This is a genomic window from Hydrogenophaga sp. OTU3427 (assembly GCF_038440225.1).
Classification (GTDB): domain Bacteria; phylum Pseudomonadota; class Gammaproteobacteria; order Burkholderiales; family Burkholderiaceae_C; genus Hydrogenophaga.
This window is the reverse complement of the sequence record NZ_JASATI010000009.1, coordinates 61,713-87,661: the sequence shown is the minus strand read 5'-3', so window position 1 is coordinate 87,661 and position 25,949 is coordinate 61,713. Positions and strand designations below refer to the sequence as shown.

Below are 25,949 nucleotides of genomic sequence, written 5' to 3'. Positions count from 1 at the left end.
GCATGGACCGTTACGCCATCGTCGGCCACCCCGTGGCCCACAGCAAATCCCCCGACATCCACGCCCGTTTTGCCGAACTGACCGGCCAGACGCTGGTGTACGAACGCCTGGAGCTGCCGCTGGGCGGTTTCCTGTCCGGCATCCAGGCCGCCCGCGCCGCCGGACTGCGCGGCGGCAACGTGACCGTGCCCTTCAAGCTCGACGCCTACCAGTGGGTGCAGCACCACAGCGCGCGCGCGCGCCTGGCCGAAGCCTGCAACACCTTCTGGTTTGAAGCCGACGGCGTGCACGGCGACAACACCGACGGCATCGGCCTGGTCCGCGACATCACCCAGAACGCCGGCGTGCCCCTGCGCGGCGCGCGCGTGCTGCTGGTGGGCGCGGGTGGTGCCGGTGCGGGCGCCCTGGGCCCGCTGTTGTCGGAGCGCCCGGCCGAGCTGGTGCTGACCAACCGCACCGTGGCGCGCGCGCAGGCGCTGGCGCAACGCCATGCCCACTGGGCCACCCAGCATGGCGTGGCCCTGAGCACCGCTGGCCTGCACGATGTGAGCGGCAGCTTCGACGTGGTGGTCAACGCCACCGCGTCCAGCCTCAACGGCGCCGAGCCCCCGCTGCCCGCCAGCGCGCTGCGCGGTGGCACCCTGGTGGTCGACATGATGTACGGCCCCAAGGCCGAGCCCTTCGCGCTGTGGGCCGCCGCCCATGGCGCCACCGTGCGCGACGGCCTGGGCATGCTGATCGAACAGGCGGCGGAGGCCTTTTTCCTCTGGCGCGGCGTGATGCCACCGGCCGCACAGGTGATGGCCGAGCGCCGCGCCGCCATGGGCTGACATGCGCGCTGTGCTGCGTTGGCTGCTGTGGATGCTGGCGGCCCTGGTCGCCCTGCAAGTGTTTTTTATCGGCCGCATCGCGTTGATGGCGGTGGTCGATCCCCAAAGCACGGCCTTCATGCGCTCGGAGGCCTGGCGTCTGGCGGTGGCCGAGCGGGGCCTGCCGCGCTGGCGCCAGCAGTGGGTGGACTACGGGCAGATCTCGCCCCACTTGAAGCGCGCGGTGATGGCCTCGGAGGACGCGGCTTTCAACGAACACAATGGCGTGGACTGGGACGCGATCGAGTCGGCCCGGGAAAAAAACGCCAAGCGGGCCGAACTGGCCGAACAGCGCGCGGCCCGCGCCAAGAACCCGGCCACCGTGAAGCCACCCAAGGTCGTGGGCGGCTCCACCATCACCCAGCAACTGGCCAAGAACCTGCTGCTCTCGGGTGAGCGCAACCTGCTGCGCAAGGGCCAGGAATTCGTGCTCACGCTGGCCCTGGAAGCACTGCTGGACAAGCGCCGCATCCTGGAGATCTACCTCAACAGCGTCGAATGGGGCGAGGGCGTGTTCGGCGCCGAGGCCGCGTCGCAGCGCTATTTCCGCAAGTCCGTGCGGCAGCTGGCCCCGAGCGAGGCCGCGCGCCTGGCCGTGATGCTGCCCAGCCCCAAGTTCTTCGAGAGCCGCCCGGGATCGCCCTACCTGGCCGGGCGCGCCGCCACCATCACCGCCCGCATGGGCGCGGTGCAGGCCCCATGAGGCGGCGGCCATGATGGCGCGCATCGTCGGCTGGCTGCTGCTGGGTTTTGTGCGGGTGCTGACCGGCGCCCAGGCGCGTTGGCACGGCTGCCCGCCCAAGGCCGAGCAGCGCATCTACTTCGCCAACCACCAGAGCCACGCCGACCTGGTGCTGATCTGGGCCGCCCTGCCTCAGGAGCTGCGCGGCATCACCCGCCCCATCGCCGCCAAGGACTACTGGACCGCCAGCCGCTTCAAGCGCTGGATCACCACCGAGGTGTTCAACGCGGTCTACGTGGACCGTCAGCGCCAGATCGGCCCCGACGGCGAAGCCACCGACCCGCTGGAGCCGCTGATCGACGCGCTCACGCGTGGTGACTCCATCATCCTGTTCCCCGAGGGCACGCGTGGCCACCAGGAAGACCCGCAAGCCTTCAAGTCGGGCCTGTACAACCTGGCGCAGCGCTTTCCCGACGTGGTGCTGGTGCCCAGCTGGATACACAACGTGCAGCGCGTGATGCCCAAGGGCGAGGTGGTGCCGGTGCCGGTCCTGTGTTCGGTGACCTTCGGCGCCCCGATCCGGCTGGAAGCCGGCGAGGACCGCGCCGCTTTCCTGACCCGCGCGCGCGAGGCCGTCATGGCCCTGCGCGACATCTGAGCCCGGTGGCCACGGCATGACCAGTTTCCTGCGCAGCCTGAGCCACAACCAGCAGATCGGTCTGCTGTTCGTGCTGCTGTTCGGCCTGCTGGCGCTGGCCAGCGTGGCGGCGCTGCTGCTGTCGATGCGCGAGCGGCACCAGACCGACGGCGGGCATGAGGCGCGCATCCGCAACCAGCGCGACAACCGCCACCTGCTGCAGGTGTCCTGGATCATGGCCACCGTTTTCTGGATCGGTTGGGCCGCCGGCAGCGGCGTGGGCACCCTGATGTTCGGCCTGTTGTCCTTCTTTGCCCTGCGCGAATTCATCAGCCTGTCGCCCACCCGCCGTGGCGACCACCGCAGCCTGGTGCTGGCCTTTTTTGTCGTGCTGCCGCTGCAGTACCTGCTGGTCTGGGGCGGGCGCTACAACCTGTTCACCGTGTTCATCCCGGTCTACGTCTTCCTGGCCCTGCCGGTGGCCAGCGCCCTGGGCAACGACCCCCAACGCTTCCTGGAACGCAACGCCAAGCTGCAATGGGGCATCATGGTCTGCGTCTACGGCATGAGCCACGTGCCAGCCCTGCTGGTGCTGAACTTCCCGCGCTTCAACGGCAAGAACGCCTTCCTGGTGTTTTTCCTGGTGCTGGTGGTGCAGACCTGCATGCTGGTGCAGCACCTCGTGGCGCGGCGCCTGCGGCGGCCGGTGGCGCCCGAGATCAGCGACAGCTTCAGCTGGCGCAGCTGGACCGCGGGCCTGCTGGCCGGTGGACTGCTGGGCACGCTGCTGGCCGGCTTCACGCCCTTCGTGCCCGGCCAGGCGCTGGCCATGGCACTGGTGGCGTGTGCCGCCGGCTCCCTGGGCCACCTGGTGATGAAAGCCATCAAGCGCGACCGCGGTGTCACCCACTGGGGCGGCGCCAGCCGTTCCGTCACCGGCGCCAGCGGCCTGCTCGACCGCGTGGACGCCCTGTGTTTTGCGGCGCCGGTGTTCTTCCATTCCGTGCGCTGGTACTTTGGACTCTGACCGACCATGCGCATCCTCGGCATCGACCCTGGCCTGACCTGCACCGGCTTCGGCGTGGTGGACAGCGAAGGCGCCAGCCTGCACTACGTGGCCAGCGGCACCATCAAGACCAGCCCGGGCGACGGCGTGCTGCTGCCCCACCGCCTGAAAATTCTCTTCGACGGCATCGGCGAGGTGGTGCAGCGCTACCAGCCCGCCATCGCCGTGTGCGAGATCGTGTTCGTCAACGTCAACCCCCAGGCCACCCTGATGCTGGGCCAGGCGCGCGGCTGCTGCATGACGGCCCTGGTGGCCAACGGCCTGGACGTGCGCGAATACACCGCCCTGCAGCTCAAGAAAGCCGTCACCGGCCACGGCAAGGCGGCCAAGGAACAGGTGCAGGAGATGGTCAAACGCCTGCTGCAACTGCCCGGCCTGCCCGGCAAGGACGCCGCCGACGCGCTGGGCCTGTGCATCACCCACGCCCAGGTGGGGCGCACCCTGGCCGCCATCAACAAGACCACGCAGACCCAGGCCCGCACCAGCAGCGCCTACCGCGCCGGCAGGACGTACTGATCAGGCCCATTGCGCCAGGCGGGCGTAGAAGGCATCGACCTGGGCCTGGGCGTTGGCGCGCATGGCCTGGTCACGGGCCACGCAGGCCTGCGGGTCGGCCAGCTCGCGCGCGCCGGCCTCGCCCACCGCGCGGGAGGCGGACTGCACCATCTCGCACACAGGCTGGCGGCGCTGTCCGAAGGTGGCTAGCGCGGCCTGCAGCGCCGTGGCGTCCTCGGCATCCACCCCGGCCAGCACCTGGGCCAGCACCACAGCGTCCACCATGGCCATGGCGCCGCCCTGGCCCATGAAGGGCGTGGAGGCGTGGGCGGCGTCGCCGATCAGCAGCACCCGGCCCCGGTGCCAGGGCAGCGGCGCCACCACCTCCTCGACGGCGGTGTAGAGGATTTCGGACTGGGGCCCCAGCTCGTCGAGAAAGGCGCGCACCGGCCCCTGGTAGGGCGCGAAGGCCTCGCGCATCAGCGCCGGCCAGTCTCCGGGTGGCAGGTGGTGCCCCGCCGGCTGGCGCACGGTACCGAAGATGTAGAGGTGGTCCTGGCTGATGGGCATGATGCCCAGCCGCGTGCCCGGCCCCATCTGCATGACCTTGGCGCGCAGTCCGGGCGGGCGGCGGTGCACGCTGCGCCAGACACCGAAACCGCTGTAACGCGGCGCCAGCGGGCCGCAGACATGCTCGCGCAGCGACGAGCGCAGGCCCTCGGCACCGATGACCAAGTCGAAGCGACCGCCACTGCCGTCCGACAACCTGATGCCCACGCCCTCGGGCGATTCGTCCAGTCCCGCCAGGGTCACGCCCAACCGCGTCGGCACGCCCAGCGCCGCCAGCCGCGCGGCCAGCACGCGGTGGATCTCGGCGCGCTTGATGCCCAGGATGGGCGGCGCCGTGCCGTCGGGCGAGCGCGGGTAGAAGGTGTCGACGATGGACTGACCGAGGTGGTCGAGGTAGATGTTGCGCCCATCCTCGATGGCAAAGCCGGCGGCCAGGATCTCGTCCAGCACGCCCACCTCGCGCAGCGCGGCCAGGCCGTTGCTGTAGACGAAGATGCCCGAGCTCTGGAAACGCCAGACCGGCTGGCGCTCGATCAGCTCCACCGCCCAGCCCTGGCCGGCCAGGGTGATGGCGGCGCAGCAGCCGGCGATGCCGGCGCCCACGATCAGGGCGCGGGGCGGGGTCATGGGTGTGCGTGGGGTGCGTGGGGTGCGTGTCATGGGACGTGATGGTGCCGCGCCAGGCGCCCGGGCTCAACCACCGGACGGCCGCCAACCGGCACCGATCGGCCGGGACTCAGTCCGCCCCGCGCAGCCAAGCGGCCGGCGTGGCGCCCATGTGGCGCTGGAAGGCGCGCGCGAAGGCCTTGTCCGAGCCGTAGCCCACCGCCTCGGCCACCGACCACAGATCCCGCCGGCGCTCGCGCAGCAGGCGCGCGGCCAGGGCCATGCGCTGGGCCACCAGGTGGTCCATGGGGCTTTGGCCCATGAGGGCGCGAAAGCGCTCGGTGAACACCGTGCGCGACAGGCCACAGGCGCGCGCCAGCGCGTCCACGGTCCAGGGCCGGGCCGGCTCCTCCTGCATCAGCGCCACGGCACGGGCGATGCGCATGTCGTCCAGGCCGCGCCACCAGGCGGCATGCGGGTCCTGTGCCTGGCCCAGCCACTCGCGCAGCACGTGCACCAGCAGCAGGTCGGCCATGCGGTTGGCGCTGAGCTGCCAGCCCGGCCGCTGGCGCAGCGTGTCGTCCACCAGGGCGCGCATGGACAGCGCCAGCAGGGCGTGCGTGGGCGATTCGGCCTGGCGCAGCAGCAGCAGGGGCGGCAACCGCCGCAGCACCGGCGCCAGCACGGCGGCCGGCACCCACAGGTGCAGCGAGTACAGCTCGGTCGCCGCGCCGCCGCCGCCGTGCGCGAAACACAACGGGTGCTCGCCGTGGCGCCCGCGCATGTGGGCGGCGATCAGGGGTTGTATGGGCTGGGGCGACAGGGCGGGGTCGCTGGCCACGATGTGGGCCACGCCCGAGGGCAGCAGCGCGATGTCGCCCTCGCCCAGCGGCTGCGGCGCCAGTCCATCGACCTGGAGCCAGCAGGGAGCGCCCGCGCCCAGGCGGATCAGCAAGCCCTCCACCCCTTCGGAGCGCAGGGCCCAGGGCGCCGTGAGCGAAAAGCGCGCCGTGGCGGCGCGTTCGGAACGGCAGGCGGCGAGCACGCGGCTGAGCGTGTCGCCTGTTGTGTTGTGCGGATCGGTCGTGGGCCCCATGGGGCGCGGATTCTAGGCTCAGTCGACACCGGCTTCGAGCAGCTCCACCGGGTCCCCGTAGCGCTCGGCCAATGCCACCACCTCGGGGTCGCGCAGGGCGCACAGGAAACCCTGGTCGATCAGCAGGTTGTCGCCGGCCTTCACGGTGGCATCCAGGGTCACCAGGTCGACGTGGATGGGCGGCTCCTCCCAGTCGGGCATGGTGCGGCGGATGTAGTCGGCCGGTTTCGCCAGATCGATGCCGAAGTGCAGCGCGCCAGGAGCGTTGGAGCCGGCCGGATAGATGACGTGGCGCGGCGCCTTGGGGTTGAAGCCGCAGCCGCCGCCCTCGATCATGCGGCCGCCCACCAGCATGTCACGCAGCAGCCGGGCGTCCTTGGACTCGCCGGTGACGTGCGAGACGTACTCGCCATCGAAGAAGACGCCGATGCGTTCATCGAAGGGCCTGGCGAAACCCACGGCCCACTGCGGGTAGAGCACGCCGCTCATGCGGGTGGGCACCGACAGGTCGTTCTTGACCGCGTTGTGGTCCCACAGGTTGGGGCCGTGCGAGGCCAGGTAGTGCACGTAGCAGCCGTCCTCGTCGGCGCCCATCTTGCCGCGCCAGCGGTTGGTCGAGAGCATGTTCTCGCGCATCTGCGGCGTGAAGCCGATGCGGAAGTCACTGCCGCGCGTGTCGCTGAAGTGCAGGTCGAAATCCTGCCCCTGAGGGTAGCGGCGCGCCGTGGCGCGGGTGATCTCGCCCACCAGGTCGATGGGGAAACGCGCCTGCGGCGTGTGCAGCAGGTCCAGGTTGCGGAAGTAGGTGATCTTGACCCAGCGCTGGCCGCGCTTGCGCAGCGCGATGCAGAAGGGGTCGATGATGGAGCAGAACCAGGTGGAGACCACGAAGCTGGCGCGCTCCAGCAGTGGCTTGATCGCGTCCGGGATCTCGGTCACGCGCGAGCTGGGCTCCATGTAGACCCGCACCGTGGCGCCACGCGCCTTGGCGTGGCCCTGCACCGCGTCGATCACGCGCGGGTCCAGCAGCGGATCGGCCAGCATCAGCACCTCGTCGCCGGGGCGGAAGGCAAAGGTGCGGGTGAAGTTGTCCAGCGCCTGGAAGTAGTGCTTGGTCTCGGTGATCTCGGGCCGCAAGGCCAGGGGCATGCCGAAGTAGGACGTGCCCGAAGGAGATGGATGGTTCATGGTGGTGGTGCGAATGAAGTGCCTCAATCGGGGATGCCGCCGATCCGGCTTTGCCGGTCGGCTGGCATCGCCCCCTGGGGGGTGATGCGCCGCAGGCACGGCGCGGGGGGATCAATCAATCATCGCGCCCGAGCGCTTGACGGCCGCGCCCCAGCGCTCCAGCTCCGTGTTCACGAAGCGGCCCAGCTCCTCGGGCGTGGAGGGCGCGGGATCGCTGCCTCGGCTGGCCAGTTGCTGCTTGAGCTCGGGATCGGCCAGGGCCTTGTGGATGGCGGCGTTGACCTTGTCGACCACCGCGCGCGGCGTGCCGGCCGGCGCGAAGACGGCGTCCCAGGCGCTGACGTCGAAACCGGCAACGCCGGATTCGGCCACCGTGGGCAGCTCGGCGAAGCTGGGCACGCGCTGGGCGGTGCTGACCGCCAGGCCACGCACGCGGCCGCCGCGCACCTGGGGCGCGGTGTTGGGCATGACGTCGATCATCAGGTCCACCTGGCCGCCGATCAGGTCGGTCATGGCCGGCGCGCCGCCCTTGTAGGGCACGTGGACCATGTCCAAGTCGGCCTGGGACTTGAGCATCTCGCCCGCCAGGTGCGAGGTGGTGCCGTTGCCGGCCGAGGCGAAGGTGTACTTGCCCGGGCGGCTGCGGATGAGCTTGAGCAGCTCGGGCATGGTGACGACCTCCATCCCCGGGCGCACCACCACCAGCGCGGCGATGCGGGTCATGCGGCTGATGGGCACGAAGTCCTTGCGCGGGTCGAAGCCGGTGGACTTGTACAGCGTGTGGTTGATGGCATGGGTGCCGTTGGTGCCGTACAGCAGGGTGTAGCCGTCGGCCGGCGCACGCGCGGCGGCCTGTGAACCGACGTTGCCGCCGGCGCCCGCCAGATTTTCCACCACCAGGGGCTGACCCAACTCCTTGGCGGCACGGGTCATCACCAGGCGAGCCAGGGTGTCGCCACCGCCACCCGGCGGGAAGGGGACGATGAGGCGGATGGGCTTGTTGGGGTAGTTGTCGCCTTGGGCGTGGGCCAGGGGGAACAGGGCGGTGCAGGCCATGGCCAGCAGCCAGACGCGACGGGCATTCGTCATCGGTGTCTCCAAGTGGGGTAGTTATGCATGCAATATTAACTTTATTTGATTTAAACAAGAAGTCAAAACTATTTTTTGCATGCAATTTTGGCGACACCTACACTCTCCCCCCATGGCAACCCAGATCCACGCCACCGCCGCCGAACTCCGCCGCCGCATCCTGACCGGCCACTACCAACCGGGCGAACGCCTGGTGGAGCTGGCCGTGTCCGCCGAGCTGGGGGCCTCGCGCACGCCCATACGCCTGGCTTTCGAGGAGCTGGAGCGCGAGGGCCTGCTGGAGCGCCTGCCGACACGGGGCTTCCGGGTCCGGGCGTTTTCCACCGACGACATCGCCGATGCCATCGACGTGCGCGGCGTGCTCGAGGGCATGGCGGCGCGTCGCCTGGCCGAGCGCGTCGCCACCCCCGAGACGCTGGCGGTGCTGCGCGAGTGCATCGAACTGGGCCGCGCGCTGCTGGAAGAGGCCCGCGCGCAGGACTGGCGCATAGACGCCTCCCGCTGGGTGCCGATGAACGCGCGCTTTCACGCCACGCTGGTGGCGGCGGCGGGCAACCGCACGCTGGCCTCGGCGCTGGAACACGTGGCCAAGACGCCCCTGGCCGGCGCCGCCGCGCTGAGTCTGCACGGCACCGCGCCACGGCTGGAGTTCCACTTCATCCAGCGCGCCCAGCAGGACCACGAGGACATCCTGGAGGCAGTTGAGATGCGAGAGAGCGCTCGCGCCGAGGCCCTGATGCGCGAGCACGCCCGCCGCAGCCGCGACAACAAGCGCGAGCTGCTGACCGGGCAGCGCTCGCCCCGCTGATCAGGCGCTGATCACGGCGGCAGGGCGGTGTTCTGCCCGCGCTCCAGGTGGATCAGATAGAGGCCGCTGGCGATGATGATGGCCGCGCCCACCAGGGTGTGGGCCTGCGGCAGGGTGTGCCACAGCAGCCAGTCGATACCGGCACCCCAGGCCAGGGCGGTGTATTCGAAGGGTGCCACGGCGGCGGCCTGGCCATGGCGGAAGGCTTCGGTGATGCACAGCTGGGCGATGAAGCCGGTGGCCGCCAAGGCCAGCAGCAGGGCCGTGTGTTCGGCGCGCACCGGCACCCACTGGGGCCAGGCCATCGTGCCGGCGCCCACGGTGATCATGGCCATGGACCAGAAAATCAGGCTGACGGCCGAATCGCTGCGGCTGAGCAGGCGCCCGGTCACGGCCGACACCGAGTAGCACAGGGCCGAGCCCAGCACCGCCAGCGCGCCCCAGGTGAAGAAGCCCTCGCCCTGCGGCCGCAGGGCGATCACCACCCCCACCAGACCCACCGCCACCGCGGCCCAGTGCGCCGGCCGGACCTTCTCCTTGAGCACCGGAATGGACAAGACCGTGATCATCAGCGGCGCGATGAAGAAGATGGTGTAGGCCTCGGCCAGCTGCAGCTCACGCAGTGCGAAGGTGAACAGGCTGAGCATGACCACGCCGACCAACCCGCGCAGCAGGTGCAAGGGCCAGCGTATCCGCAGCAGGGTATGGGCCTCGCGGCGCCAGAGCACGTAGGCGACGACCAGGGGCATGGCCACGAGGCCCCGCAAGGCGGCCACCTGGGTCGCCGGGTAGTGGGCGGACAGCAGCTTGAGCACGGTGTCCATCACCGAGAAAAAAGCCACGGCGGTCAGCATCGCGGCGATGCTGCGCAGGTTGCCTGAGACGGGCATCAGCTTCGCCGCCGGGCCGCCCCAAGGCGAGGCAGCCCCCGTGGGGCTGAGGGCTGCGGCTCCAAGCCTGCCCGCGCAGGCTTGGACAGCCCGAAGAGGCGCTGACTCTGGCAGCGCCGCGGCCTGCAAGGCCAGCGACCCGCGCGGCGGTGGAGCATGGGGGCAGACATCAGGCGAGTCGTTCCAGGAAAAGGACGGCGAAGAAGCCCAGCGCCGCGATCACCGTCCACTTGAGCACCCGCAGGCCGAACAGTCGGAAGCGGGCCTGGCCGGTGCCGATGTAGAAGGCGAACGAGACCCCCGCGACCAGCAGCAGGAACATCACGGTCCAGCGGAACAGGAGCATGGGCGGTCCGAACTCGGGGATCACCAGGCCGGGGCCGGCTCGGCGAAACCTTGTGGCGCCTGCGAGCGGTGCTCGAAGTCGACGATTTCGTAGGCGTCGGGCCGGGCCAGCAGGGCGCGCAGCAGCTGGTTGTTCATGGCGTGGCCCGAGCGGTAGGCGCTGTAGGCCGCCAGCAGGGGCTTGCCCACCAGGTACAGGTCGCCAATCGCGTCGAGGATCTTGTGCTTGACGAACTCGTCGCTGTAGCGCAGGCCGTCGGCGTTGAGCACCTTGACGTCGTCCATCACGATGGCGTTGTCCAGCCCGCCACCCAGCGCCAGGCCGTTGGCACGCATCATCTCCACGTCGCGGGTGAAGCCGAAGGTGCGGGCGCGAGCGATCTCGCGGGCGTACTGGCCGCTGCCGAAATCGAATTCCACACGCTGGCCGGTGGCGTTGACCGCCGGGTGGTCGAACTCGATCTCGAAGCTGAGCTTGTAACCGTGGTAAGGGTCGAGCCGGGCCCATTTGGCGTTCTTGCCTTCGCCCTCGCGCACCTCCACCGGCTTGATCACCCGGATGAAGCGCTTGGGCGCGTTCTGCAGCGCGATGCCGGCGCTTTGCAGCAGGTAGACAAAGGACGCGGCCGAACCGTCGAGGATGGGAACCTCCTCGGCGGTGATGTCCACGTACAGGTTGTCCAGCCCCAGGCCGGCGCAGGCGCTCATCAGGTGCTCGACGGTGTGGACCTTGGCGCCACCGTGCGAAATGGTGGACGCCAGGCGCGTGTCGGTGACGGCGGTGGCCGAAATGGGGATGTCGACCGGCTGCGGCAGGTCGACACGCCGGAACACGATGCCGGTGTCGGGCTGCGCCGGGCGCAGCGTCAGTTCGACGCGCTGGCCGCTGTGCAGGCCCACGCCCACGGCGCGGGTCAGGGATTTGAGGGTTCGTTGTTGCAGCACGTGGCAATTTTACTTTTTTGAGCGTTTGGCCGCTGACAAGCCTGGCTATGCCCGCGATAGCGTCAAGACGGGGGTGGTTGCAGGTAGCGCGCATCCGACCAGGTGGCCAGCCACTGCGGGGCGAAGGCCACGAAGATGGCCGCCAGCATGCCGGTGAGGAAGGCGTCGCCCCAGGCCATGAGCCAGTGCGCCACCAGGGCCTGCTCCAGCCCGACCTGGCCCACCAGGCGGTACAGCAGTTCCTGTACGGCGCCGGACACAAACACACACAGCGCCGTGCCCAGAAACCCCCGGCCGAGCACGTACACGAAGGGATTGGGTGGCAGCCAGCGCCGCAGCGCGGCCCCCAGCAGCAGCGCCAGCGTGGCGGGCACCAAGCCCAGCCACACCAGTTGCGACAGCGCCGCCGCCAGCGGCCAGGAACCCAGCGCCCACACCCCGATGGCCACCACGGCCAGGGCCAGGACCGCCAGCGGCCAGCCGACCATGAGCACCAGCAGGCAGGCGCCCGAGAATTGCACCGCCATGCCTTGGGGCAAACGCTGGGGCAAGAGCCACACCAGCGGCAGGCAGACGGTGGCCGCCAGCCAGGGCGTCAGCAGGCTGGCTTGCAGCATGCGCCAGGGCCGCAGGGCGAGGGACACGGCCAGCACCAGCAGGGCCAGCGCGGCTTCCAGCCAGGTCAGCATGACCGGCGCCGGGTCACATACCGGGCAGCTTGGGCATGCCCTTGCCGATGCCGGGCATGCCGCCCATGCGTTTCATCATCTTCATGAGGCCGCCGCCCTTCATCTTCTTCATCATGCCCTGCATCTGCTCGAATTCCTTGAGCAGGCGGTTGACCTCCTGAACGTGCACACCGGCACCGGCGGCGATGCGGCGTTTGCGGGTCGCCTTGATGAGTTCGGGCTTGCGGCGCTCCAGCAGCGTCATGCTGCAGATGATGCCTTCCTTGCGCTTGATGTCCTTCTCGGCACGGTTCAGGTCGGCCTCGCTGGCCTTGGCGGCCATGCCCGAGGGCAGCTTGTCCATCAGGCTGGACAGGCCGCCCATCTTCTTCATCTGCCGGATCTGGTCGAGGAAGTCGTTGAGGTCGAAGCCCTCGCCGCTCTTGACCTTGGCCGCCAGGCGCTGGGCCTGGGCCATGTCCACGCCGGCGGTGACCTGCTCGACCAGGGCCACGATGTCGCCCATGCCCAGCACACGCCCGGCGTGGCGGTCGGCGTCGAACACCTCCAGGCCATCGATCTTCTCGCTGACACCGGCGAACTTGATGGGTGCGCCGGTGATGGCGCGCACCGACAGCGCCGCGCCGCCGCGCGAGTCGCCGTCCATCTTGGTCAGGATGATGCCGGTCAGCGGCAGCGCGTCCTTGAAGGCCTTGGCGGTGTTGACCGCGTCCTGGCCCTGCATGGCGTCGACCACGAACAGCGTTTCCACCGGGTTGAGCGCGGCGTGCAGCTCCTGGATCTCGCGCATCAGCGCTTCATCGATGGCCAGGCGGCCGGCGGTGTCGACCAGCAGCACGTCGAAGTAGTGCTTGCGCGCATGGTCCAGCGCCGCGCGGGCGATGTCGACCGGCTTCTGGTCGGCCGTGCTCGGGAACCACTCGGCCCCGGCCTGTTTGGTCACGGTCTTGAGCTGTTCGATGGCGGCCGGGCGGTAGACGTCGCCCGAGACCGTGAGCACTTTCTTCTTGCGCTTCTCGATCAGGTGCTTGGCCAACTTGGCGGTGGTGGTGGTCTTGCCCGCGCCCTGCAGGCCGGCCATCAGGATCACGGCCGGCGGCTGGGCGGCGAGGTTGATGTCGGCCACGCCCGTGCCCATGGTGGCAGCCAGCTCGCGGTTGACGATGCTCACCAGCACCTGGCCCGGCGTGAGCGAGCCCACCACCTCGGCGCCCAGGGCCTTGTCCTTGACGCGGGCGATGAAGTCGCGCACCACCGGCAGGGCCACGTCGGCCTCCAGCAGGGCCATGCGCACCTCGCGCAGCATGTCGGCGACGTTGCCTTCGGTGATGCGGGCCTGGCCGCGCATCTCCTTGACGATGCGGGAAAGTTTTTCGGAGAGGGCTGAAGCCATGATGAGAACCGGTTGGACAGCCGCGGGCGGGCGGCAGCGGCGGCGCCTCGGAGAGGGCGGGGCCGTTAAACTGTGCGGATGATTTTAGCTGCGAGCCCCTGGTGGAACACGGCGCTGGTCCTGAGCGCCGCGCTGGGCTATGCCGCACTGGCGCTGGGACGCCTGCGCCTGCAGGCCCCGGCACAGCGCACGCTGATGAGCCTGACCTGGCTGCTGCACGCGGCCACCTTGCTGGTGGGCTTTGGCGGCCAGCCGCCCAAGTTCGGCTTCGCGCCTGCGCTGTCTGTCACCGCCTGGCTGGTCCTGGCGGTCTACGCCATCGAGACCTGGGTCTACCCGCGGCTGCAATCCACGCTGGCGCTGGCCGGGTTGGGCACGGTGGCGGTGCTGCTGGCCTGGGTGTTTCCCGGCAGCGACCACCACAACCTGCCCTCGCAGTGGCTGCCCCTGCACTGGGCGCTGGGCGTGGCGTCCTACGCCATGTTCGCCATGGCGGTTTTCCATGCCTGGATGATGCGCCGCGCCGAGCGCGCCATGCGCCTGGGCAGCAGCGAGGCCACGCCGGGCATGCCGCTGCTGGGCCTGGAGCGCCTGACCTTCCGCTTCGTTGGCGCCGGTTTTGTGCTGCTGACCGCCACCCTGCTGGCCGGCGGCTGGTTCGCCGTGACGCTGACCGGCGGCTGGGTCTGGAACCACAAGACGGTGTTTTCGATGCTGGCCTGGCTGACCACGGCCGTGCTGCTGTGGGGCCGCTGGCGCCTGGGCTGGCGCGGGCGCACCGCCGCGCGGGTGCTGTACGCCGGCGCCGGCCTGCTGCTGCTGGGCTATGTGGGCTCGCGCTTCGTGCTTGAAGTGCTGCTGCAGCGCGCATGAAGTTCCTGCTCGTCCTGGTGGTGGTGCTGGCCGGCGTGTGGCTCTGGCGCCGTGCCCGCGTCAACGACATGGCCAGCCGCCAGCCGCCACCGGCGCGCCCCCAGACGCCCGCCCAGCCCCCCGGTCCATCGGCCATGGTGGCCTGCGCGCATTGTGGCCTGCACCTGCCGGCCAACGAGTCCCTGGCCGGCGCCCGTGGGCCGTATTGCAGCGCCGAACACCGGCGCCTGAGTGAAGGCGGCCCATGAGCGCCGCACGGCCGCCGAAGGCGTTCGCGCCATCGCCCGCCAGGGCGTGGGCCAGTCGCTCATGAGCGGAAGCCCCCCACTCCAGCATCGGCCCCGGTGATGAAACGGCGGGACGCGGCGTCAACCTTCATCCCCACCTGGTTCCACGAATCGGAGATGGCCCAGGCGGGCGCGGCCGACGCCCATGCCCATTCCTTCGCCCGCCTGTGGCGCGCCTTCATGCAGGCGCGGGTCCTGGTGGCCGTGGTGCTGCTGGGCTTGCAGCTGTGGGCCCACACCATCAACACCGGCGGCCAGCCCTGGCTGATCGGTGTCAGCGTGGCCTACGTCGTGTCCACCGCGGCTTCGCTGCGCTGGTCGCCACGCAGCGACAGCGGCCGGCGCATCGACCTGCGCTGGATCTGGACCCTGGTGATCGACATCGCCGTCTTCGGCTGCCTGCAATTCTTCCAGCAGGGCGGCTTCAACTACACGCCGCTGTTTGTGCTGCCCTTGCTGCTGGCCTCGGTGCTGGGCTCGCTGATGCTGAGCCTGGCCACGGCCGCCGCCGTCACGCTGTTCCTGCTGTTCGACGCCGGCTGGAGCCTGCTCTCGGCCAGCAACGATTCGGCCGCCCGCCTGGTGCAGACCGGCCTGACCGGCACCGGCTTCTTCCTGGTCGCGCTGCTGGCCAACCAGCTGGCGCTGCGCCTGGCGCGCGAGGAAGCCCTGGCCCAAAGCAGCCAGATCGCTGCGCGCACCCAGGCCCAGGTGAACGAGCTGGTGATCGAAGGCCTGTCCGAAGGGGTGCTGGTGATCGACCGCCAGGGCCGCGCCCGCCACGCCAACCCGGCCGCCCAGGCCATGTTGTATGCCGACGGCCCGCGCGCCGACCACGGCAGCGCGCTGGACCTGGCCAGCCACCAGGCCTGGCAGGACATGCTGCAACTGGTGCAACGCGCCTTCGAGTCGCGTGTGCCGCTGGAGGAGGAGCTGCGGCTGGACCTGGGCCAGGGCGTGCGGCGCACCCTGTTCGCCCGCACCCACCTCACCGGCGTGCACGGCGACGAGACGGACAACCTGTGTGTGGTGTTCATGGAAGACCTGCGCGAGATGGAGGCCCGCGTGCGCACCGAAAAACTGGCGGCCATGGGGCGCATGTCGGCCGCGGTGGCGCACGAGATCCGCAACCCGCTGGCCGCCATTTCCCAGGCCAATGCCCTGCTGGAAGAAGAGCTGAGCGCGCCCACCCAGCGCCGCCTGACCGGCATGATCGGGCAGAACGCGCAGCGCCTGGCGCGCATCGTCGACGACATCCTCAATGTGGCGCGGCTGGAGCCCACGCCAGCCGCGCTGGGCAACGCGCCGGCCCTGGCGCTGGACGTGAATGTGCACGCGCTCGCCCACGACTGGGCGCAGCAGAACCAGTGCGCTGCCATGCTGGAGGTGCGCGCGCACTGCCCGGGCGCCCACGTTGCCTTCGACCCCGAGCACCTGCGCCGGCTGCTGGTCAACCTGCTGGACAACGCCCGACGCTATGCGAGCGGCCACGCCGGCAGCATCTGCGTCAGCACCCAGCCGCTGGGCCTGTACCGCGTGCGCCTGAGTGTCTGGAGCGACAGTGCGCCACTGGACGCAGGCGTGCGTCGCCACCTGTTCGAGCCCTTCTTTTCGTCGGAAAGCCGCAGCAGCGGCCTGGGCTTGTACATTTGCCGGCAGTTGTGCGAACGTTATGGGGCCCACATCGGCTACCAGCGCGGCCCGCTCGACCAGCGCGAAGGCAACGAGTTCATGGTGGACATACCGCGCCTGAACAGCCTGTCGCCCGCCTTCCCCGCCTCGGCCATCGCCCACCCATGACCTCCTCCAGCGCTGCCGCCACCCCCTACGACATCCTGGTCGTCGACGACGAGCCCGACCTGCGCACGCTCTACGAGCTCACGCTGCTGCGCGAGGGCTACCGGGTTGAAGCCGCCCAGGACCTGCGGGAAGCACGCGCCGCGCTGGAGCACAAGCGTTTCCATGCGGTCATCACCGACATGCGCCTGCCCGACGGCCTGGGCATCGAGCTGCTGCGCGAACTCAGCGCCGGGCAACGTCCGGAGCGGGCGATCGTGATCACCGCCCACGGCTCGGCCGAAAACGCGGTCGAGGCCCTCAAGTGTGGTGCCTTCGACTACCTGACCAAACCGGTCGACCTCAAGCAGTTCCGCAGCGTGGTGGCCTCGGCGCTGCACAGCCTGCCAGGCGAGAAGCCGCTGCAGGCCGCCCGCCAGGCGGCATCGGCCCCCACCCTGGCCGAAGAGGCCACCGACAACAGCCCGTTGGCCCGCATCGTGGGCCCGTCGGTGCTCATGCAGACGGTGCGCCAGCGCATCGAGCGGGTGGCGCGCAGCATGGCACCGGTGCTGGTGCTGGGCGAATCGGGCACCGGCAAGGAGCTGGTCGCGCGTGCGCTGCACGGCTGCAGCCACCGCGCCAGCGCGCCGTTTGTGGCGGTCAACTGCGGCGCCATCCCGGAGTCGCTGATCGAGGCCGAGTTCTTCGGCGTGCGCAAAGGCGCCTACACCGGCGCCACCCAAGACCGCGAGGGCTACTGCCAGGCCGCGCACGGCGGCACCCTGTTCCTGGACGAGATCGGCGACCTGCCGCTGTCCATGCAGGCCAAGCTGCTGCGGGTGGTGCAGGAGCGTCAGGTGCGCGCCCTGGGCGCGGTGCAGGAGGAGCGCATCGACGTGCGGCTGGTCAGTGCCACCCACAAGGACCTGGCGGCCGAGGTCAAGGCCGGGCGCTTCCGGCAGGACCTCTTCTACCGGCTCAACGTGATCGAGGTCCGCATGCCGGCGCTGCGCGAGCGGCGCGAGGACCTGGAATCGCTGGTGCATGCCCTGCTCAGGCGCATCTGTGCCGAATCGGGCCAGCCACTGCCCGAGGTGTCGCCCGAGGCCATGGCCTGGCTGCAACAACACCCGCTGCCCGGCAATGTGCGCGAGCTGGAAAACCTGCTGCACCGCGCGCTGGCCTTGTGTGGCTCGGAGACCATCACCCCCGAGGACCTGCACGACGGCGCCCCCCCGCCCCTGGACACCGACGGCGCGCCCGCACCCGCCGAGCCAGCCGCGCCCGGCATGCCCACCGATGCGGGCGTGGCGGCGCCCGCCCCCACCGATCTGCAGGCCTACCTGGACCAGCAGGAGCGCGAGGTGCTGGTGCGCGTGCTGCGCGAGACCCACTTCAACCGCACGCTGGCGGCGGCCAAGCTGGGCCTGAACCTGCGCCAGATCCGCTACCGCATCCAGCGCCTGCAGATTCCCATGCCCAATGGCACCCCCGACAATGACGAGTGACGCGGCACCACCCCGGGGTGGTGCGCCGGCCGGCCACTGGCTCAGCCACACGCGCCACAGTCCGTCGCCCAATTTCGGACCGCGCCCGGCGGGCACCGCCATCGACCTGATCGTGGTGCACTCGATCAGCCTGCCACCGGGCGTGTTCGGCGGCGGCGAGATCGAGGCCCTGTTCCACAACCGCCTGGACTGGGACGCCCACCCCTATTTCCAGGGCATCCGCGGGCTGCGGGTGTCGGCGCATTTCCTGGTCCGGCGCGACGGCTCGGTGCTGCAGTTCGTGGCCTGTGATCAACGGGCCTGGCACGCCGGTCAGTCGTCGTGGCGCGGCCGCGACAACTGCAACGACTACGCGATCGGCATCGAACTCGAAGGCCTGGAAGGCGGGCTGTTCGAAGCGGCGCAATACGCCGCGCTGGCCACGTTGTGCCAACGGCTGGCGCGGCGCTACCCCATCGTCCAGGTGGTGGGCCACGAGCACGTGAGCCCCGGCCGCAAGTTCGACCCCGGACCCGGTTTTGACTGGCCTGCCTTCCGGCGGCAATTGGGCTGGCCGGATCGGTGTTTTCCCCGATAGGCCCGCACCCGCAGCGCCCCACGTCGCCATGACCGGACCATGATCCGGCCGATGCGTCGGATCATGCAAGCCAGCAGCGGCGCGCCCTGCGAGCAAAAAACCACCGCCAGGCCGCATGGCATGAGGCCTGCGACACGCACACCAGCGCCGGCCATGGCGATGCAGCGGGCACCGTGGAGGTGCCATGCCGATCACCTGGGCCCGCAAAAAAATACCCGCTTTTTTGCCTATTGAAACCGGCGATCGATACACTACCGGTAGTGGCTTGTCGTAAGCCGACACACTAGATATAGTGCCCATCCAGCGATTTGGACAAAACACCGGGAAGGCCACCATGCCACCTCCCCTGGTCCCCTGGTGAAGCCTCGAAACCCTGAAAAGCCATCACGCTCAGTCCCCCGCATTGCAGCGAAACGAACCCACAACAATCTCAAGAGGAACCAATGCAAACCACCGAAGCCAGCATCTCCCCCGCCGCCCAGGCCGGCCTGCCCATGGCCACCGACACCGCGGCGCGCGCCACCACCGGCGATGCGCTGTCGCACTACCAGATCATCCGTCGCAACGGCGCCGTGGTGCCCTTCGCCCCCAACAAGATCGCCGTCGCGCTGATGAAGGCCTTCCTGGCCGTGCACGGCACGCAGGGCGCTGCCTCGGCCAGCGTGCGCGAGGACGTGGAGCAGCTGACTCAGGCCGTGGTGCGCGCGCTGATGCGCTCGCGCCCCAGCGGCGGCACCTTCCACATCGAAGACGTGCAAGACCAGGTTGAACTGGGCCTGATGCGCAGCGGTCACCACGAAGTGGCCCGCGCCTACGTGCTGTACCGCGAACGCCGCGCGCAGGAGCGCGCACAACAAGGCGCACCGACCACCACCGCCCCGGTGCTGCACGTGCTGGACCAGGGCCAGCGCGTGACGCTGGACATCGCCCACCTGCAGGGCCTGATCAACAACGCCTGCGCCAACCTGGGCAGCGAGGTCAAGCCCGACCCGATCGTCGCCGAAACGCTGCGCAACCTCTACGACGGCGTGCCGCTCGAAGAAGTGCACAAGGCCGCCATCCTGGCCGCCCGCACCCTGATCGAGAAGGACCCCGACTACACCTACGCCACGGCACGCCTGCTGCTGCACACCATCGTCAAGGAAGTGCTGGGCGAGGAAGTGCTGCAGGCCGACATGGCCACCCACTACGCCGACTACTTCCCGGGCTTCATCAAGAAGGGGGTGGAGAACGAGCTGCTGGACGAGAAGCTGCTGCAGTACGACCTCAAGCGCCTGGGCGCCGCGCTCAAGGCAGACCGCGACCTCGGCTTTGACTACCTGGGCCTGCAGACCCTGTACGACCGCTACTTCCTGCACGTGCGTAAGACCCGCATCGAGCTGCCGCAGGCCTTCTTCATGCGTGTGGCCATGGGCCTGGCGCTGAACGAAATCGACCGCGAGGCGCGCGCCATCGAGTTCTATGAGGTGCTGTCCTCGTTCGACTTCATGTCGTCCACGCCCACGCTGTTCAACTCGGGCACGCTGCGCTCGCAGCTCTCCAGCTGCTACCTGACAACGGTGCCCGACGACCTCGACGGCATCTACGAGTCCATCAAGGAAAACGCGCTGCTGAGCAAGTTCGCCGGCGGCCTGGGCAACGACTGGACGCGCGTGCGCGCCCTGGGCAGCCACATCAAGGGCACCAACGGCGAGTCGCAGGGCGTGGTGCCTTTCCTCAAGGTGGTCAACGACACGGCCGTGGCCGTGAACCAGGGCGGCAAGCGCAAGGGCGCGGTCTGCACCTACCTGGAAACCTGGCACCTGGACATCGAGGAATTCCTGGAGCTGCGCAAGAACACCGGCGACGACCGCCGCCGCACCCACGACATGAACACGGCGAACTGGATTCCCGACCTGTTCATGAAGCGCGTGATGGAAAAGGGCGAGTGGAGCCTGTTCTCACCCAACAACGTGCCCGACCTGCACGACAAGTTCGGCACCGACTTCGAAAAGGCCTACCTGGCCTACGAGGAGAAGGCCGCGCGCGGCGAGATCAAGCCCTACCGCAAGGTGCCGGCCACCGACCTGTGGCGCAAGATGCTCTCGATGCTGTTCGAGACCGGCCACCCCTGGATCACCTTCAAGGACGCCTGCAACGTGCGCAGCCCGCAACAGCACGCCGGCGTGGTGCACTCGTCCAACCTGTGCACCGAGATCACGCTCAACACCAGCGACACCGAAACCGCGGTCTGCAACCTCGGCTCGGTCAACCTGGCGCAGCACCTGAAGGACGGCCAGATCGACCAGGACAAGCTCAAGCGCACCATCACGACGGCGATGCGCATGCTCGACAACGTGATCGACATCAACTACTACGCGGTCAAGAAGGCGCGCGACTCCAACCTGCGCCACCGCCCGGTCGGGCTGGGCATCATGGGCTTCCAGGACGCGCTGTACCAGTTGCGTGTGCCCTACGCCTCGCAGGAAGCGGTCGAGTTCGCCGACCGCTCGATGGAAGCCGTGTGCTACCACGCCTACTGGGCGTCGACCGAACTGGCCCGCGAGCGTGGCCGCTACTCCAGCTACAAGGGCTCGCTGTGGGACAAGGGCATCCTGCCGCTGGACTCGCTGGAGCTGCTGGCCCAGCAGCGCGGCGGCTATGTGGAATGCGACCGCTCGGCGACGCTGGACTGGGACGCGCTGCGCGCCAAGATCGCGGCCGACGGCATGCGCAACTCCAACTGCGTGGCCATCGCCCCCACCGCCACCATCTCCAACATCATTGGCGTGGATGCCTCGATCGAGCCCTGCTTCGGCAACCTGTCGGTCAAGTCCAACCTGTCGGGCGAGTTCACCGTCATCAACAGCTACCTGGTCAAGGACCTCAAGCGCCTGGGCCTGTGGGACGACGTGATGGTCATGGACCTCAAGCACTTCGACGGTTCGCTGCGCCCCATCGACCGCGTGCCGCAGGACATCAAGGCCTTGTACGCCACCGCCTTCGAGGTGGAGACCACCTGGCTGGTGGAAGCCGCCGCACGCCGCCAGAAGTGGATCGACCAGGCACAGAGCCTGAACATCTACATGGCCGGCGCCTCGGGCAAGAAGCTCGACGACACCTACAAGCTGGCCTGGCTGCGCGGCCTCAAGACCACCTACTACCTGCGCACCATGAGCGCCACGCACGTGGAGAAATCCACCGGCCGCACCGGTCAGCTCAACGCGGTGTCCATGGGCAGCGGCGGCGCGATGCAGACCGCACCCCAAGCCGCCGTGAGCACCGAACCGATGCTGGGCGAAGCCGCCACGGACATCAAGTTCTGCGCCATCGACGACCCCGGTTGTGAGGCCTGCCAGTAAGTGCGACCCCACACGCACGGACCCCATCAGGGTGTTCGTGCGTGTTTTCGATGCACTGACACAACAAACACATGCCGCGATTCGAGATGACGCTTTGCTTTTCGAATCGCTGCTTTGATAATCCACACACTCGGACACACCTATGCTGACCTGGGACGACGAAGTCAAGCCCTCATCGCCACGCCAATCTCTGCCGCCGGCATCGCACAGCCCCAGCGGTGTGCCAGCCTCGCCGTCTCTGGCGCAACACAGTCCCGCTCCCCTCGTTGCTTCCGCGCCCATCCAGGCACAGGCCATGGTCGCACAGCAGGCCGCCAGCCGCCTGGGTGGCCGCGTCTCGGCCGCCGACAAGCGCATCATCAACGGCCAGACCGACGTCAACCAGCTGGTGCCCTTCAAGTACAAGTGGGCCTGGGAAAAATACCTGGCCACCTGCGCCAACCACTGGATGCCGCAGGAGGTGAACATGTCGCGCGACATCGCGACCTGGAAAGACCCCAACGGCCTGAGCGAAGACGAGCGCCGCATCGTCAAGCGCAACCTCGGCTTCTTCGTCACCGCCGACTCGCTGGCCGCCAACAACATCGTGCTGGGCACCTACCGCCACATCACGGCGCCCGAGTGCCGCCAGTTCCTGCTGCGCCAGGCCTTTGAAGAAGCCATCCACACCCACGCCTACCAGTACATCGTCGAGTCCCTCGGCCTGGACGAAGGCGAGATTTTCAACGCCTACAACGAGGTGGCGTCGATCCGTGACAAGGACCAGTTCCTGATCCCCTTCATCGAGGCGATCATGGACCCCAACTTCCACACCGGCACGCCCGAGAACGACCAGACCCTGCTCAAGAGCCTGATCGTCTTTGCCTGCCTCATGGAAGGTCTGTTCTTCTACGTCGGCTTCACGCAGATCCTGGCGCTGGGCCGCCAGAACAAGATGACCGGTGCCGCCGAGCAGTACCAGTACATCCTGCGCGACGAGTCCATGCACTGCAACTTCGGCATCGACCTGATCAACCAGCTCAAGCTCGAGAACCCGCACCTGTGGACACCCGAATTCAAGGCCGAGATCAAGGCGCTGTTCGAGAAGGCCGTCGAGCTTGAATACCGCTATGCCGAGGACACCATGCCCCGCGGCGTGCTGGGCCTCAACGCCTCCATGTTCAAGGGCTACCTGCGCTACATCGCCAACCGGCGTGCCACGCAGATCGGCCTGGAGCCCCTGTTCCCCAACGAAGAAAACCCGTTCCCCTGGATGAGCGAGATGATCGACCTCAAGAAGGAACGCAACTTCTTCGAAACCCGCGTGATCGAGTACCAGTCGGGCGGCGCACTGTCCTGGGATTGAGCCCAGCGCCCACACCTTCTTCCACCTCATGCGGCCCTCATCCTCAAAACCCGACCAACACGCTGCCGCGACGCGGCGCGCGGGTTTTGTCTCCCCATTCAACGCGCTGGGCACCACAAGTGGCATGCATCCACAGGCTCCCAACCCGCTGAATCGCTGCACGTCCATCCTGGGGCGTGTGGTGCACTGTGCAACTTGATCAAGGAGAACAAAATGGCAACTGCGAAAAAAGCTGCGGCAAAAAAGGCCGCTCCTGCGAAGAAGGCGGCCGCACCGGCCAAGAAGGCAGCACCTGCTAAGAAAGCCGCACCGGCGAAGAAGGCAGCACCTGCTAAGAAGGCCGCACCGGCGAAGAAGGCAGCACCTGCTAAGAAGGCCGCACCGGCGAAGAAGGCTGCGCCTGCCAAGAAGGCCGCACCGGCGAAGAAGGCTGCGCCTGCTAAGAAGGCCGCACCGGCGAAGAAGGCTGCGCCTGCCAAGAAGGCCGCTCCGGCGAAGAAGGCTGCGCCTGCGAAGAAGGCCGCTCCGGCGAAGAAGGCTGCGCCTGCGAAGAAGGCCGCTCCGGCGAAGAAGGCTGCAGCACCTGCGAAGAAGGCCGCCCCGGCGAAGAAAGCGGCTGCGAAAAAAGCACCCGCCGCCAAGAAAGCCGCCGCCCCTGCCGCCAAGAAAGCCGCCGCGAAAAAGGCGCCCGCCAAGCCTGCCCCTGCACCCGCAGCGCAAACCACGCTGAACCCGCAGGCCGCATGGCCTTTCCCCACGTCCAGCAAGCCCTGATTCGGGGTTTCCTGACGTCAAAAGCCCGGTGCTTCGCGCACCGGGCTTTTTTCATGGGGCGTCGTCATGCCAACGTGCGGTCGGCCTCGCTGAGCTGGTAGTTCTGCGGGCCGCGGCTGGCGATCTTGCGCGCGCCCATGCGGTTGCCCAGGGCCGCACAACGTGCCAGTGGCCAGCCCTGCGACAGACCAAACAGCAGCGCCGCGCGGAAGGCGTCGCCACAGCCGGTGGGGTCCAGCACCTGCTCGGCCCGGTCGCCCGCGACGCGCTGCGCCCGACCCTGCTCCCACACATCAACGCCGTGCTCGCCCAGGGTGACGATGAGCCCGCGCACCTGCTGCGATACCTCGGCCAGGCTCCAGCCGGTGCGCTCGCTGAGCATGTGGCCTTCGTAATCGTTCACGGCCACCCAGTCGGCCAGGTCGATGAAGTGACGCAGCTCGGCACCGTCGAACATGGGCAGGCCCTGGCCGGGATCGAACACGAACGGGATGCCAGCGGCATGGAACTGCTCCGCATGGCTGAGCATGGCCTCTCGGCCATCGGGCGCGATGATGCCGATGTGGCCACCGCCGACCGGGCGGATGGGGTTGAGGTGGGCCTGCGACATGGCCCCGGGGTGGAAGGCGGTGATCTGGTTGTTGTCGCGGTCGGTCATGATCATGGCCTGAGCGGTGTAGGCACCGGCGTCGAGTTGCACATGACTGGTGTCAATGCCCAGCGACGTCAGGCGCGCCAGATAGTCCTGGCCGTCGTTGCCCAGCGTGGCCACGGGTGTGACCGAGGCGCCAAGCTGGCGCAGGCCATAGGCGATGTTGCCGGCACAGCCCCCGTACTCGCGCCGCAGGGCCGGGACCAGGAAAGACACGTTGAGGATGTGCAACTGCTCGGGCAGGATCTGCTCCGCAAAACGGCCCTCGAAGGACATGATGGTGTCGAAGGCCAGGGAGCCACAAACGTAGATGGACATGGTGTGAGCGGGTAGGAAACGGTCAGGGGTAGAAAACCAGGGTGCGGTAGCCGGCCAGCGCGTCGCCCAGCGTGGCATCGATGGACACCTCCATGCGCAGCGTCGTCAGGCCCTGGGGCGGCACCTTGTCCGCCGGTGGTGGCATCTCGGTGGGCAGGATGACGCGGCGCACCAGCAACTGGTCGCGCACGTCGGTCACGCTGAGCTCGAGCGCCGGCATGGCCAGCTCGAAGATCGAGGCGTTGCGCAACACCACTTCCAGCGCGTAGCGGCCGTTGCCACGGCGGGCCAGCGTGGTGCTTTCGATGCTGAGCGCGTCGATCCAGCGCAAGGCCTGGACCTGGCAGCCCAGCGGCTGGCACAGGCGCTGCAGCACCGGGCGCAGATCGGGCCGCAGGGCCGCGATGCGGTCCCGCTCGTGCAAGATCCACTGCAGCGCCAGGGCCAGCACCAGACCCACGCTCGCCAGCGCCAGCATCCAGCGCACACCCGTGCGTTGCCACCAGGCACGGCGCTGGGCCTGGCGCACAAAACCCACCGATTCAGGCACCAGCGGCGTGTCGTCCTCGGACGGGCCTGCCCACTCCGCGGCGGGCGTCCAGGCAGCTTCGGCCGGAACCGCCTCGGGCTCGGGCGTGTGGTTGGGTGGTGAGAGATCGGCGTCGGCCGGCACTTCGGGCGGCTCGGCCGGCCCGTGTTCGCCACGGGGTGCATCGGCCACGGGCCATGCACTGTCGTCGGCCACCGAGGCCGCCCCATCGTCCGAGGGAAATTCCAGCAGCACATCCACCGCCGGATCGTCCGTGGCCTCGGCAGGCAAGTCCAAGCGCTGCTCAGGGGGCTGCGGATCGGGGGCCGTTGGCGGGGCCGCAGACACCATGCCCGCGCCGGCCTCCGTGTCGGACTCGATGCCGGGCTCGGCGTGTACCGGGCCATGCGCCGAATCCGACCAGGACACCAGGTCCTGGGTGGCGTCAAACACCTCCCCACACTGGCCACAACGCACCCAGCCCTCGGAAATCTTGAGCTGGTCCGCGACCACCCGGAAACGGGTGGTGCAGGCGGGGCAACGGGTGGCAAAGCTCATCGTCAGCGATTGTAGAGGCGCGGGTGCACGGCTTTTGTGC

The 25,949-nt window shown here is 68.8% G+C and carries 25 protein-coding genes; 14 read left to right on the top strand and 11 right to left on the bottom strand.

Going from position 1 to position 25,949, the window contains the following annotated elements:
* Positions 1–2 precede the first annotated feature (2 nt).
* The 5 genes from aroE to ruvC are packed head-to-tail and all read left to right on the top strand — an operon-like array spanning position 3 to position 3,770.
* On the top strand, positions 3–830 hold the full coding sequence (gene aroE / locus AAHB17_RS07880; protein WP_342129987.1) for a shikimate dehydrogenase: 828 nt from the start codon (positions 3–5) through the stop codon (positions 828–830).
* Between the two features lies 1 nt (position 831).
* On the top strand, positions 832–1,572 hold the full coding sequence (locus tag AAHB17_RS07875) for a transglycosylase domain-containing protein (RefSeq protein ID WP_342129986.1): 741 nt from the start codon (positions 832–834) through the stop codon (positions 1,570–1,572).
* A gap of 10 nt (positions 1,573–1,582) precedes the next feature.
* Positions 1,583–2,209, top strand: coding sequence for a lysophospholipid acyltransferase family protein (locus tag AAHB17_RS07870; protein ID WP_342129985.1), 627 nt, complete (start codon positions 1,583–1,585; stop codon positions 2,207–2,209).
* 16 nt (positions 2,210–2,225) lie between these two features.
* Positions 2,226–3,215, top strand: coding sequence for a phosphatidate cytidylyltransferase (locus AAHB17_RS07865; protein ID WP_342129984.1), 990 nt, complete (start codon positions 2,226–2,228; stop codon positions 3,213–3,215).
* 6 nt (positions 3,216–3,221) lie between these two features.
* Positions 3,222–3,770, top strand: coding sequence for a crossover junction endodeoxyribonuclease RuvC (ruvC, locus tag AAHB17_RS07860; RefSeq protein ID WP_342129983.1), 549 nt, complete (start codon positions 3,222–3,224; stop codon positions 3,768–3,770).
* Here the strand turns inward: ruvC and AAHB17_RS07855 are convergent, their stop codons facing one another.
* The 4 genes from AAHB17_RS07855 to AAHB17_RS07840 all read right to left on the bottom strand — a co-directional run bounded on the left by AAHB17_RS07855 (position 3,771) and on the right by AAHB17_RS07840 (position 8,298).
* Positions 3,771–4,946, bottom strand: coding sequence for an FAD-dependent oxidoreductase (locus AAHB17_RS07855; RefSeq protein WP_342129982.1), 1,176 nt, complete (start codon positions 4,944–4,946; stop codon positions 3,771–3,773).
* Between the two features lie 109 nt (positions 4,947–5,055).
* The gene (locus tag AAHB17_RS07850; RefSeq protein WP_342129981.1) at positions 5,056–6,021 is read right to left on the bottom strand and encodes an AraC family transcriptional regulator; all 966 of its coding nucleotides are present in this window, start codon (positions 6,019–6,021) and stop codon (positions 5,056–5,058) included.
* Between the two features lie 18 nt (positions 6,022–6,039).
* Positions 6,040–7,209 (bottom strand): hypothetical protein, encoded by a 1,170-nt coding sequence (locus AAHB17_RS07845; RefSeq protein ID WP_342129980.1) that lies wholly within the window; start codon positions 7,207–7,209, stop codon positions 6,040–6,042.
* 111 nt (positions 7,210–7,320) lie between these two features.
* Positions 7,321–8,298, bottom strand: coding sequence for a Bug family tripartite tricarboxylate transporter substrate binding protein (locus tag AAHB17_RS07840; protein ID WP_342129979.1), 978 nt, complete (start codon positions 8,296–8,298; stop codon positions 7,321–7,323).
* A 112-nt stretch (positions 8,299–8,410) separates the two neighbouring features.
* Between AAHB17_RS07840 and AAHB17_RS07835 the strand changes: the two genes are divergently transcribed.
* A complete protein-coding gene (locus AAHB17_RS07835; RefSeq protein WP_342129978.1) occupies positions 8,411–9,106 on the top strand; it encodes a GntR family transcriptional regulator in 696 nt (231 codons plus the stop codon).
* Between the two features lie 11 nt (positions 9,107–9,117).
* On the opposite strand, the gene AAHB17_RS07830 is transcribed toward AAHB17_RS07835, so the two are convergent.
* The 5 genes from AAHB17_RS07830 to ffh all read right to left on the bottom strand — a co-directional run bounded on the left by AAHB17_RS07830 (position 9,118) and on the right by ffh (position 13,368).
* Positions 9,118–9,996: a DMT family transporter gene (locus tag AAHB17_RS07830; RefSeq protein WP_342129977.1), complete on the bottom strand. Its 879-nt coding sequence runs from the start codon at positions 9,994–9,996 to the stop codon at positions 9,118–9,120.
* A 169-nt stretch (positions 9,997–10,165) separates the two neighbouring features.
* On the bottom strand, positions 10,166–10,342 hold the full coding sequence (locus AAHB17_RS07825; RefSeq protein ID WP_342129976.1) for a hypothetical protein: 177 nt from the start codon (positions 10,340–10,342) through the stop codon (positions 10,166–10,168).
* Between the two features lie 20 nt (positions 10,343–10,362).
* Positions 10,363–11,286, bottom strand: a complete 924-nt coding sequence (gene lpxC / locus AAHB17_RS07820) for a UDP-3-O-acyl-N-acetylglucosamine deacetylase (protein WP_342129975.1) — start codon at positions 11,284–11,286, stop codon at positions 10,363–10,365.
* Positions 11,287–11,348: 62 nt separating this feature from the next.
* Positions 11,349–11,975: a hypothetical protein gene (locus AAHB17_RS07815; protein ID WP_342129974.1), complete on the bottom strand. Its 627-nt coding sequence runs from the start codon at positions 11,973–11,975 to the stop codon at positions 11,349–11,351.
* Positions 11,976–11,988: 13 nt separating this feature from the next.
* The gene (gene ffh / locus AAHB17_RS07810) at positions 11,989–13,368 is read right to left on the bottom strand and encodes a signal recognition particle protein (RefSeq protein WP_342129973.1); all 1,380 of its coding nucleotides are present in this window, start codon (positions 13,366–13,368) and stop codon (positions 11,989–11,991) included.
* A 78-nt stretch (positions 13,369–13,446) separates the two neighbouring features.
* On the opposite strand from ffh, the gene AAHB17_RS07805 reads away from it, so the two are divergent.
* From AAHB17_RS07805 to AAHB17_RS07770, 8 genes are all read left to right on the top strand, one after another.
* Positions 13,447–14,241, top strand: coding sequence for a cytochrome C assembly family protein (locus AAHB17_RS07805; RefSeq protein WP_342129972.1), 795 nt, complete (start codon positions 13,447–13,449; stop codon positions 14,239–14,241).
* On the top strand, positions 14,238–14,489 hold the full coding sequence (locus AAHB17_RS07800) for a PP0621 family protein (RefSeq protein ID WP_342129971.1): 252 nt from the start codon (positions 14,238–14,240) through the stop codon (positions 14,487–14,489). Before AAHB17_RS07805 ends, AAHB17_RS07800 begins: the two co-directional genes overlap by 4 nt.
* A gap of 99 nt (positions 14,490–14,588) precedes the next feature.
* Entirely contained in the window at positions 14,589–16,328 is a 1,740-nt protein-coding gene (locus AAHB17_RS07795; protein WP_342129970.1) for a two-component system sensor histidine kinase NtrB, read from the top strand.
* Complete coding sequence (locus AAHB17_RS07790) at positions 16,325–17,815, top strand: sigma-54-dependent transcriptional regulator (RefSeq protein WP_342129969.1); 1,491 nt, start codon at positions 16,325–16,327, stop codon at positions 17,813–17,815. The genes AAHB17_RS07795 and AAHB17_RS07790 overlap by 4 nt, the downstream gene beginning before the upstream one ends.
* On the top strand, positions 17,805–18,392 hold the full coding sequence (gene ampD, locus AAHB17_RS07785) for a 1,6-anhydro-N-acetylmuramyl-L-alanine amidase AmpD (protein WP_342129968.1): 588 nt from the start codon (positions 17,805–17,807) through the stop codon (positions 18,390–18,392). The genes AAHB17_RS07790 and ampD overlap by 11 nt, the downstream gene beginning before the upstream one ends.
* Before the next feature lie 443 nt (positions 18,393–18,835).
* Positions 18,836–21,733 (top strand): ribonucleoside-diphosphate reductase subunit alpha, encoded by a 2,898-nt coding sequence (locus AAHB17_RS07780; RefSeq protein ID WP_446719570.1) that lies wholly within the window; start codon positions 18,836–18,838, stop codon positions 21,731–21,733.
* A gap of 142 nt (positions 21,734–21,875) precedes the next feature.
* Positions 21,876–23,078, top strand: coding sequence for a ribonucleotide-diphosphate reductase subunit beta (locus tag AAHB17_RS07775; protein WP_342129967.1), 1,203 nt, complete (start codon positions 21,876–21,878; stop codon positions 23,076–23,078).
* Positions 23,079–23,291: 213 nt separating this feature from the next.
* Positions 23,292–23,852 (top strand): histone, encoded by a 561-nt coding sequence (locus AAHB17_RS07770; protein ID WP_342130035.1) that lies wholly within the window; start codon positions 23,292–23,294, stop codon positions 23,850–23,852.
* Between the two features lie 64 nt (positions 23,853–23,916).
* On the opposite strand, the gene AAHB17_RS07765 is transcribed toward AAHB17_RS07770, so the two are convergent.
* Positions 23,917–24,822: a carbohydrate kinase family protein gene (locus tag AAHB17_RS07765; protein WP_342129966.1), complete on the bottom strand. Its 906-nt coding sequence runs from the start codon at positions 24,820–24,822 to the stop codon at positions 23,917–23,919.
* Between the two features lie 22 nt (positions 24,823–24,844).
* On the bottom strand, positions 24,845–25,909 hold the full coding sequence (locus tag AAHB17_RS07760; RefSeq protein WP_342129965.1) for a zinc-ribbon and DUF3426 domain-containing protein: 1,065 nt from the start codon (positions 25,907–25,909) through the stop codon (positions 24,845–24,847).
* Between the last annotated feature and the right edge of the window lie 40 nt (positions 25,910–25,949).

What these genes read in the sequence shown, in the direction of transcription:
- aroE (WP_342129987.1), top strand. Translation starts at nt 3, where the DNA reads ATGGACCGTTACGCCATCGTCGGCCACCCCGTGGCCCACAGCAAATCC.
- AAHB17_RS07875 (WP_342129986.1), top strand. Translation starts at nt 832, where the DNA reads ATGCGCGCTGTGCTGCGTTGGCTGCTGTGGATGCTGGCGGCCCTGGTC.
- AAHB17_RS07870 (WP_342129985.1), top strand. Translation starts at nt 1,583, where the DNA reads ATGATGGCGCGCATCGTCGGCTGGCTGCTGCTGGGTTTTGTGCGGGTG.
- AAHB17_RS07865 (WP_342129984.1), top strand. Translation starts at nt 2,226, where the DNA reads ATGACCAGTTTCCTGCGCAGCCTGAGCCACAACCAGCAGATCGGTCTG.
- ruvC (WP_342129983.1), top strand. Translation starts at nt 3,222, where the DNA reads ATGCGCATCCTCGGCATCGACCCTGGCCTGACCTGCACCGGCTTCGGC.
- AAHB17_RS07855 (WP_342129982.1), bottom strand. Translation starts at nt 4,946, where the DNA reads ATGACCCCGCCCCGCGCCCTGATCGTGGGCGCCGGCATCGCCGGCTGC.
- AAHB17_RS07850 (WP_342129981.1), bottom strand. Translation starts at nt 6,021, where the DNA reads ATGGGGCCCACGACCGATCCGCACAACACAACAGGCGACACGCTCAGC.
- AAHB17_RS07845 (WP_342129980.1), bottom strand. Translation starts at nt 7,209, where the DNA reads ATGAACCATCCATCTCCTTCGGGCACGTCCTACTTCGGCATGCCCCTG.
- AAHB17_RS07840 (WP_342129979.1), bottom strand. Translation starts at nt 8,298, where the DNA reads ATGACGAATGCCCGTCGCGTCTGGCTGCTGGCCATGGCCTGCACCGCC.
- AAHB17_RS07835 (WP_342129978.1), top strand. Translation starts at nt 8,411, where the DNA reads ATGGCAACCCAGATCCACGCCACCGCCGCCGAACTCCGCCGCCGCATC.
- AAHB17_RS07830 (WP_342129977.1), bottom strand. Translation starts at nt 9,996, where the DNA reads ATGCCCGTCTCAGGCAACCTGCGCAGCATCGCCGCGATGCTGACCGCC.
- AAHB17_RS07825 (WP_342129976.1), bottom strand. Translation starts at nt 10,342, where the DNA reads ATGCTCCTGTTCCGCTGGACCGTGATGTTCCTGCTGCTGGTCGCGGGG.
- AAHB17_RS07815 (WP_342129974.1), bottom strand. Translation starts at nt 11,975, where the DNA reads ATGCTGACCTGGCTGGAAGCCGCGCTGGCCCTGCTGGTGCTGGCCGTG.
- ffh (WP_342129973.1), bottom strand. Translation starts at nt 13,368, where the DNA reads ATGGCTTCAGCCCTCTCCGAAAAACTTTCCCGCATCGTCAAGGAGATG.
- AAHB17_RS07805 (WP_342129972.1), top strand. Translation starts at nt 13,447, where the DNA reads ATGATTTTAGCTGCGAGCCCCTGGTGGAACACGGCGCTGGTCCTGAGC.
- AAHB17_RS07800 (WP_342129971.1), top strand. Translation starts at nt 14,238, where the DNA reads ATGAAGTTCCTGCTCGTCCTGGTGGTGGTGCTGGCCGGCGTGTGGCTC.
- AAHB17_RS07795 (WP_342129970.1), top strand. Translation starts at nt 14,589, where the DNA reads ATGAAACGGCGGGACGCGGCGTCAACCTTCATCCCCACCTGGTTCCAC.
- AAHB17_RS07790 (WP_342129969.1), top strand. Translation starts at nt 16,325, where the DNA reads ATGACCTCCTCCAGCGCTGCCGCCACCCCCTACGACATCCTGGTCGTC.
- ampD (WP_342129968.1), top strand. Translation starts at nt 17,805, where the DNA reads ATGACGAGTGACGCGGCACCACCCCGGGGTGGTGCGCCGGCCGGCCAC.
- AAHB17_RS07780 (WP_446719570.1), top strand. Translation starts at nt 18,836, where the DNA reads ATGCAAACCACCGAAGCCAGCATCTCCCCCGCCGCCCAGGCCGGCCTG.
- AAHB17_RS07775 (WP_342129967.1), top strand. Translation starts at nt 21,876, where the DNA reads ATGCTGACCTGGGACGACGAAGTCAAGCCCTCATCGCCACGCCAATCT.
- AAHB17_RS07770 (WP_342130035.1), top strand. Translation starts at nt 23,292, where the DNA reads ATGGCAACTGCGAAAAAAGCTGCGGCAAAAAAGGCCGCTCCTGCGAAG.
- AAHB17_RS07765 (WP_342129966.1), bottom strand. Translation starts at nt 24,822, where the DNA reads ATGTCCATCTACGTTTGTGGCTCCCTGGCCTTCGACACCATCATGTCC.
- AAHB17_RS07760 (WP_342129965.1), bottom strand. Translation starts at nt 25,909, where the DNA reads ATGAGCTTTGCCACCCGTTGCCCCGCCTGCACCACCCGTTTCCGGGTG.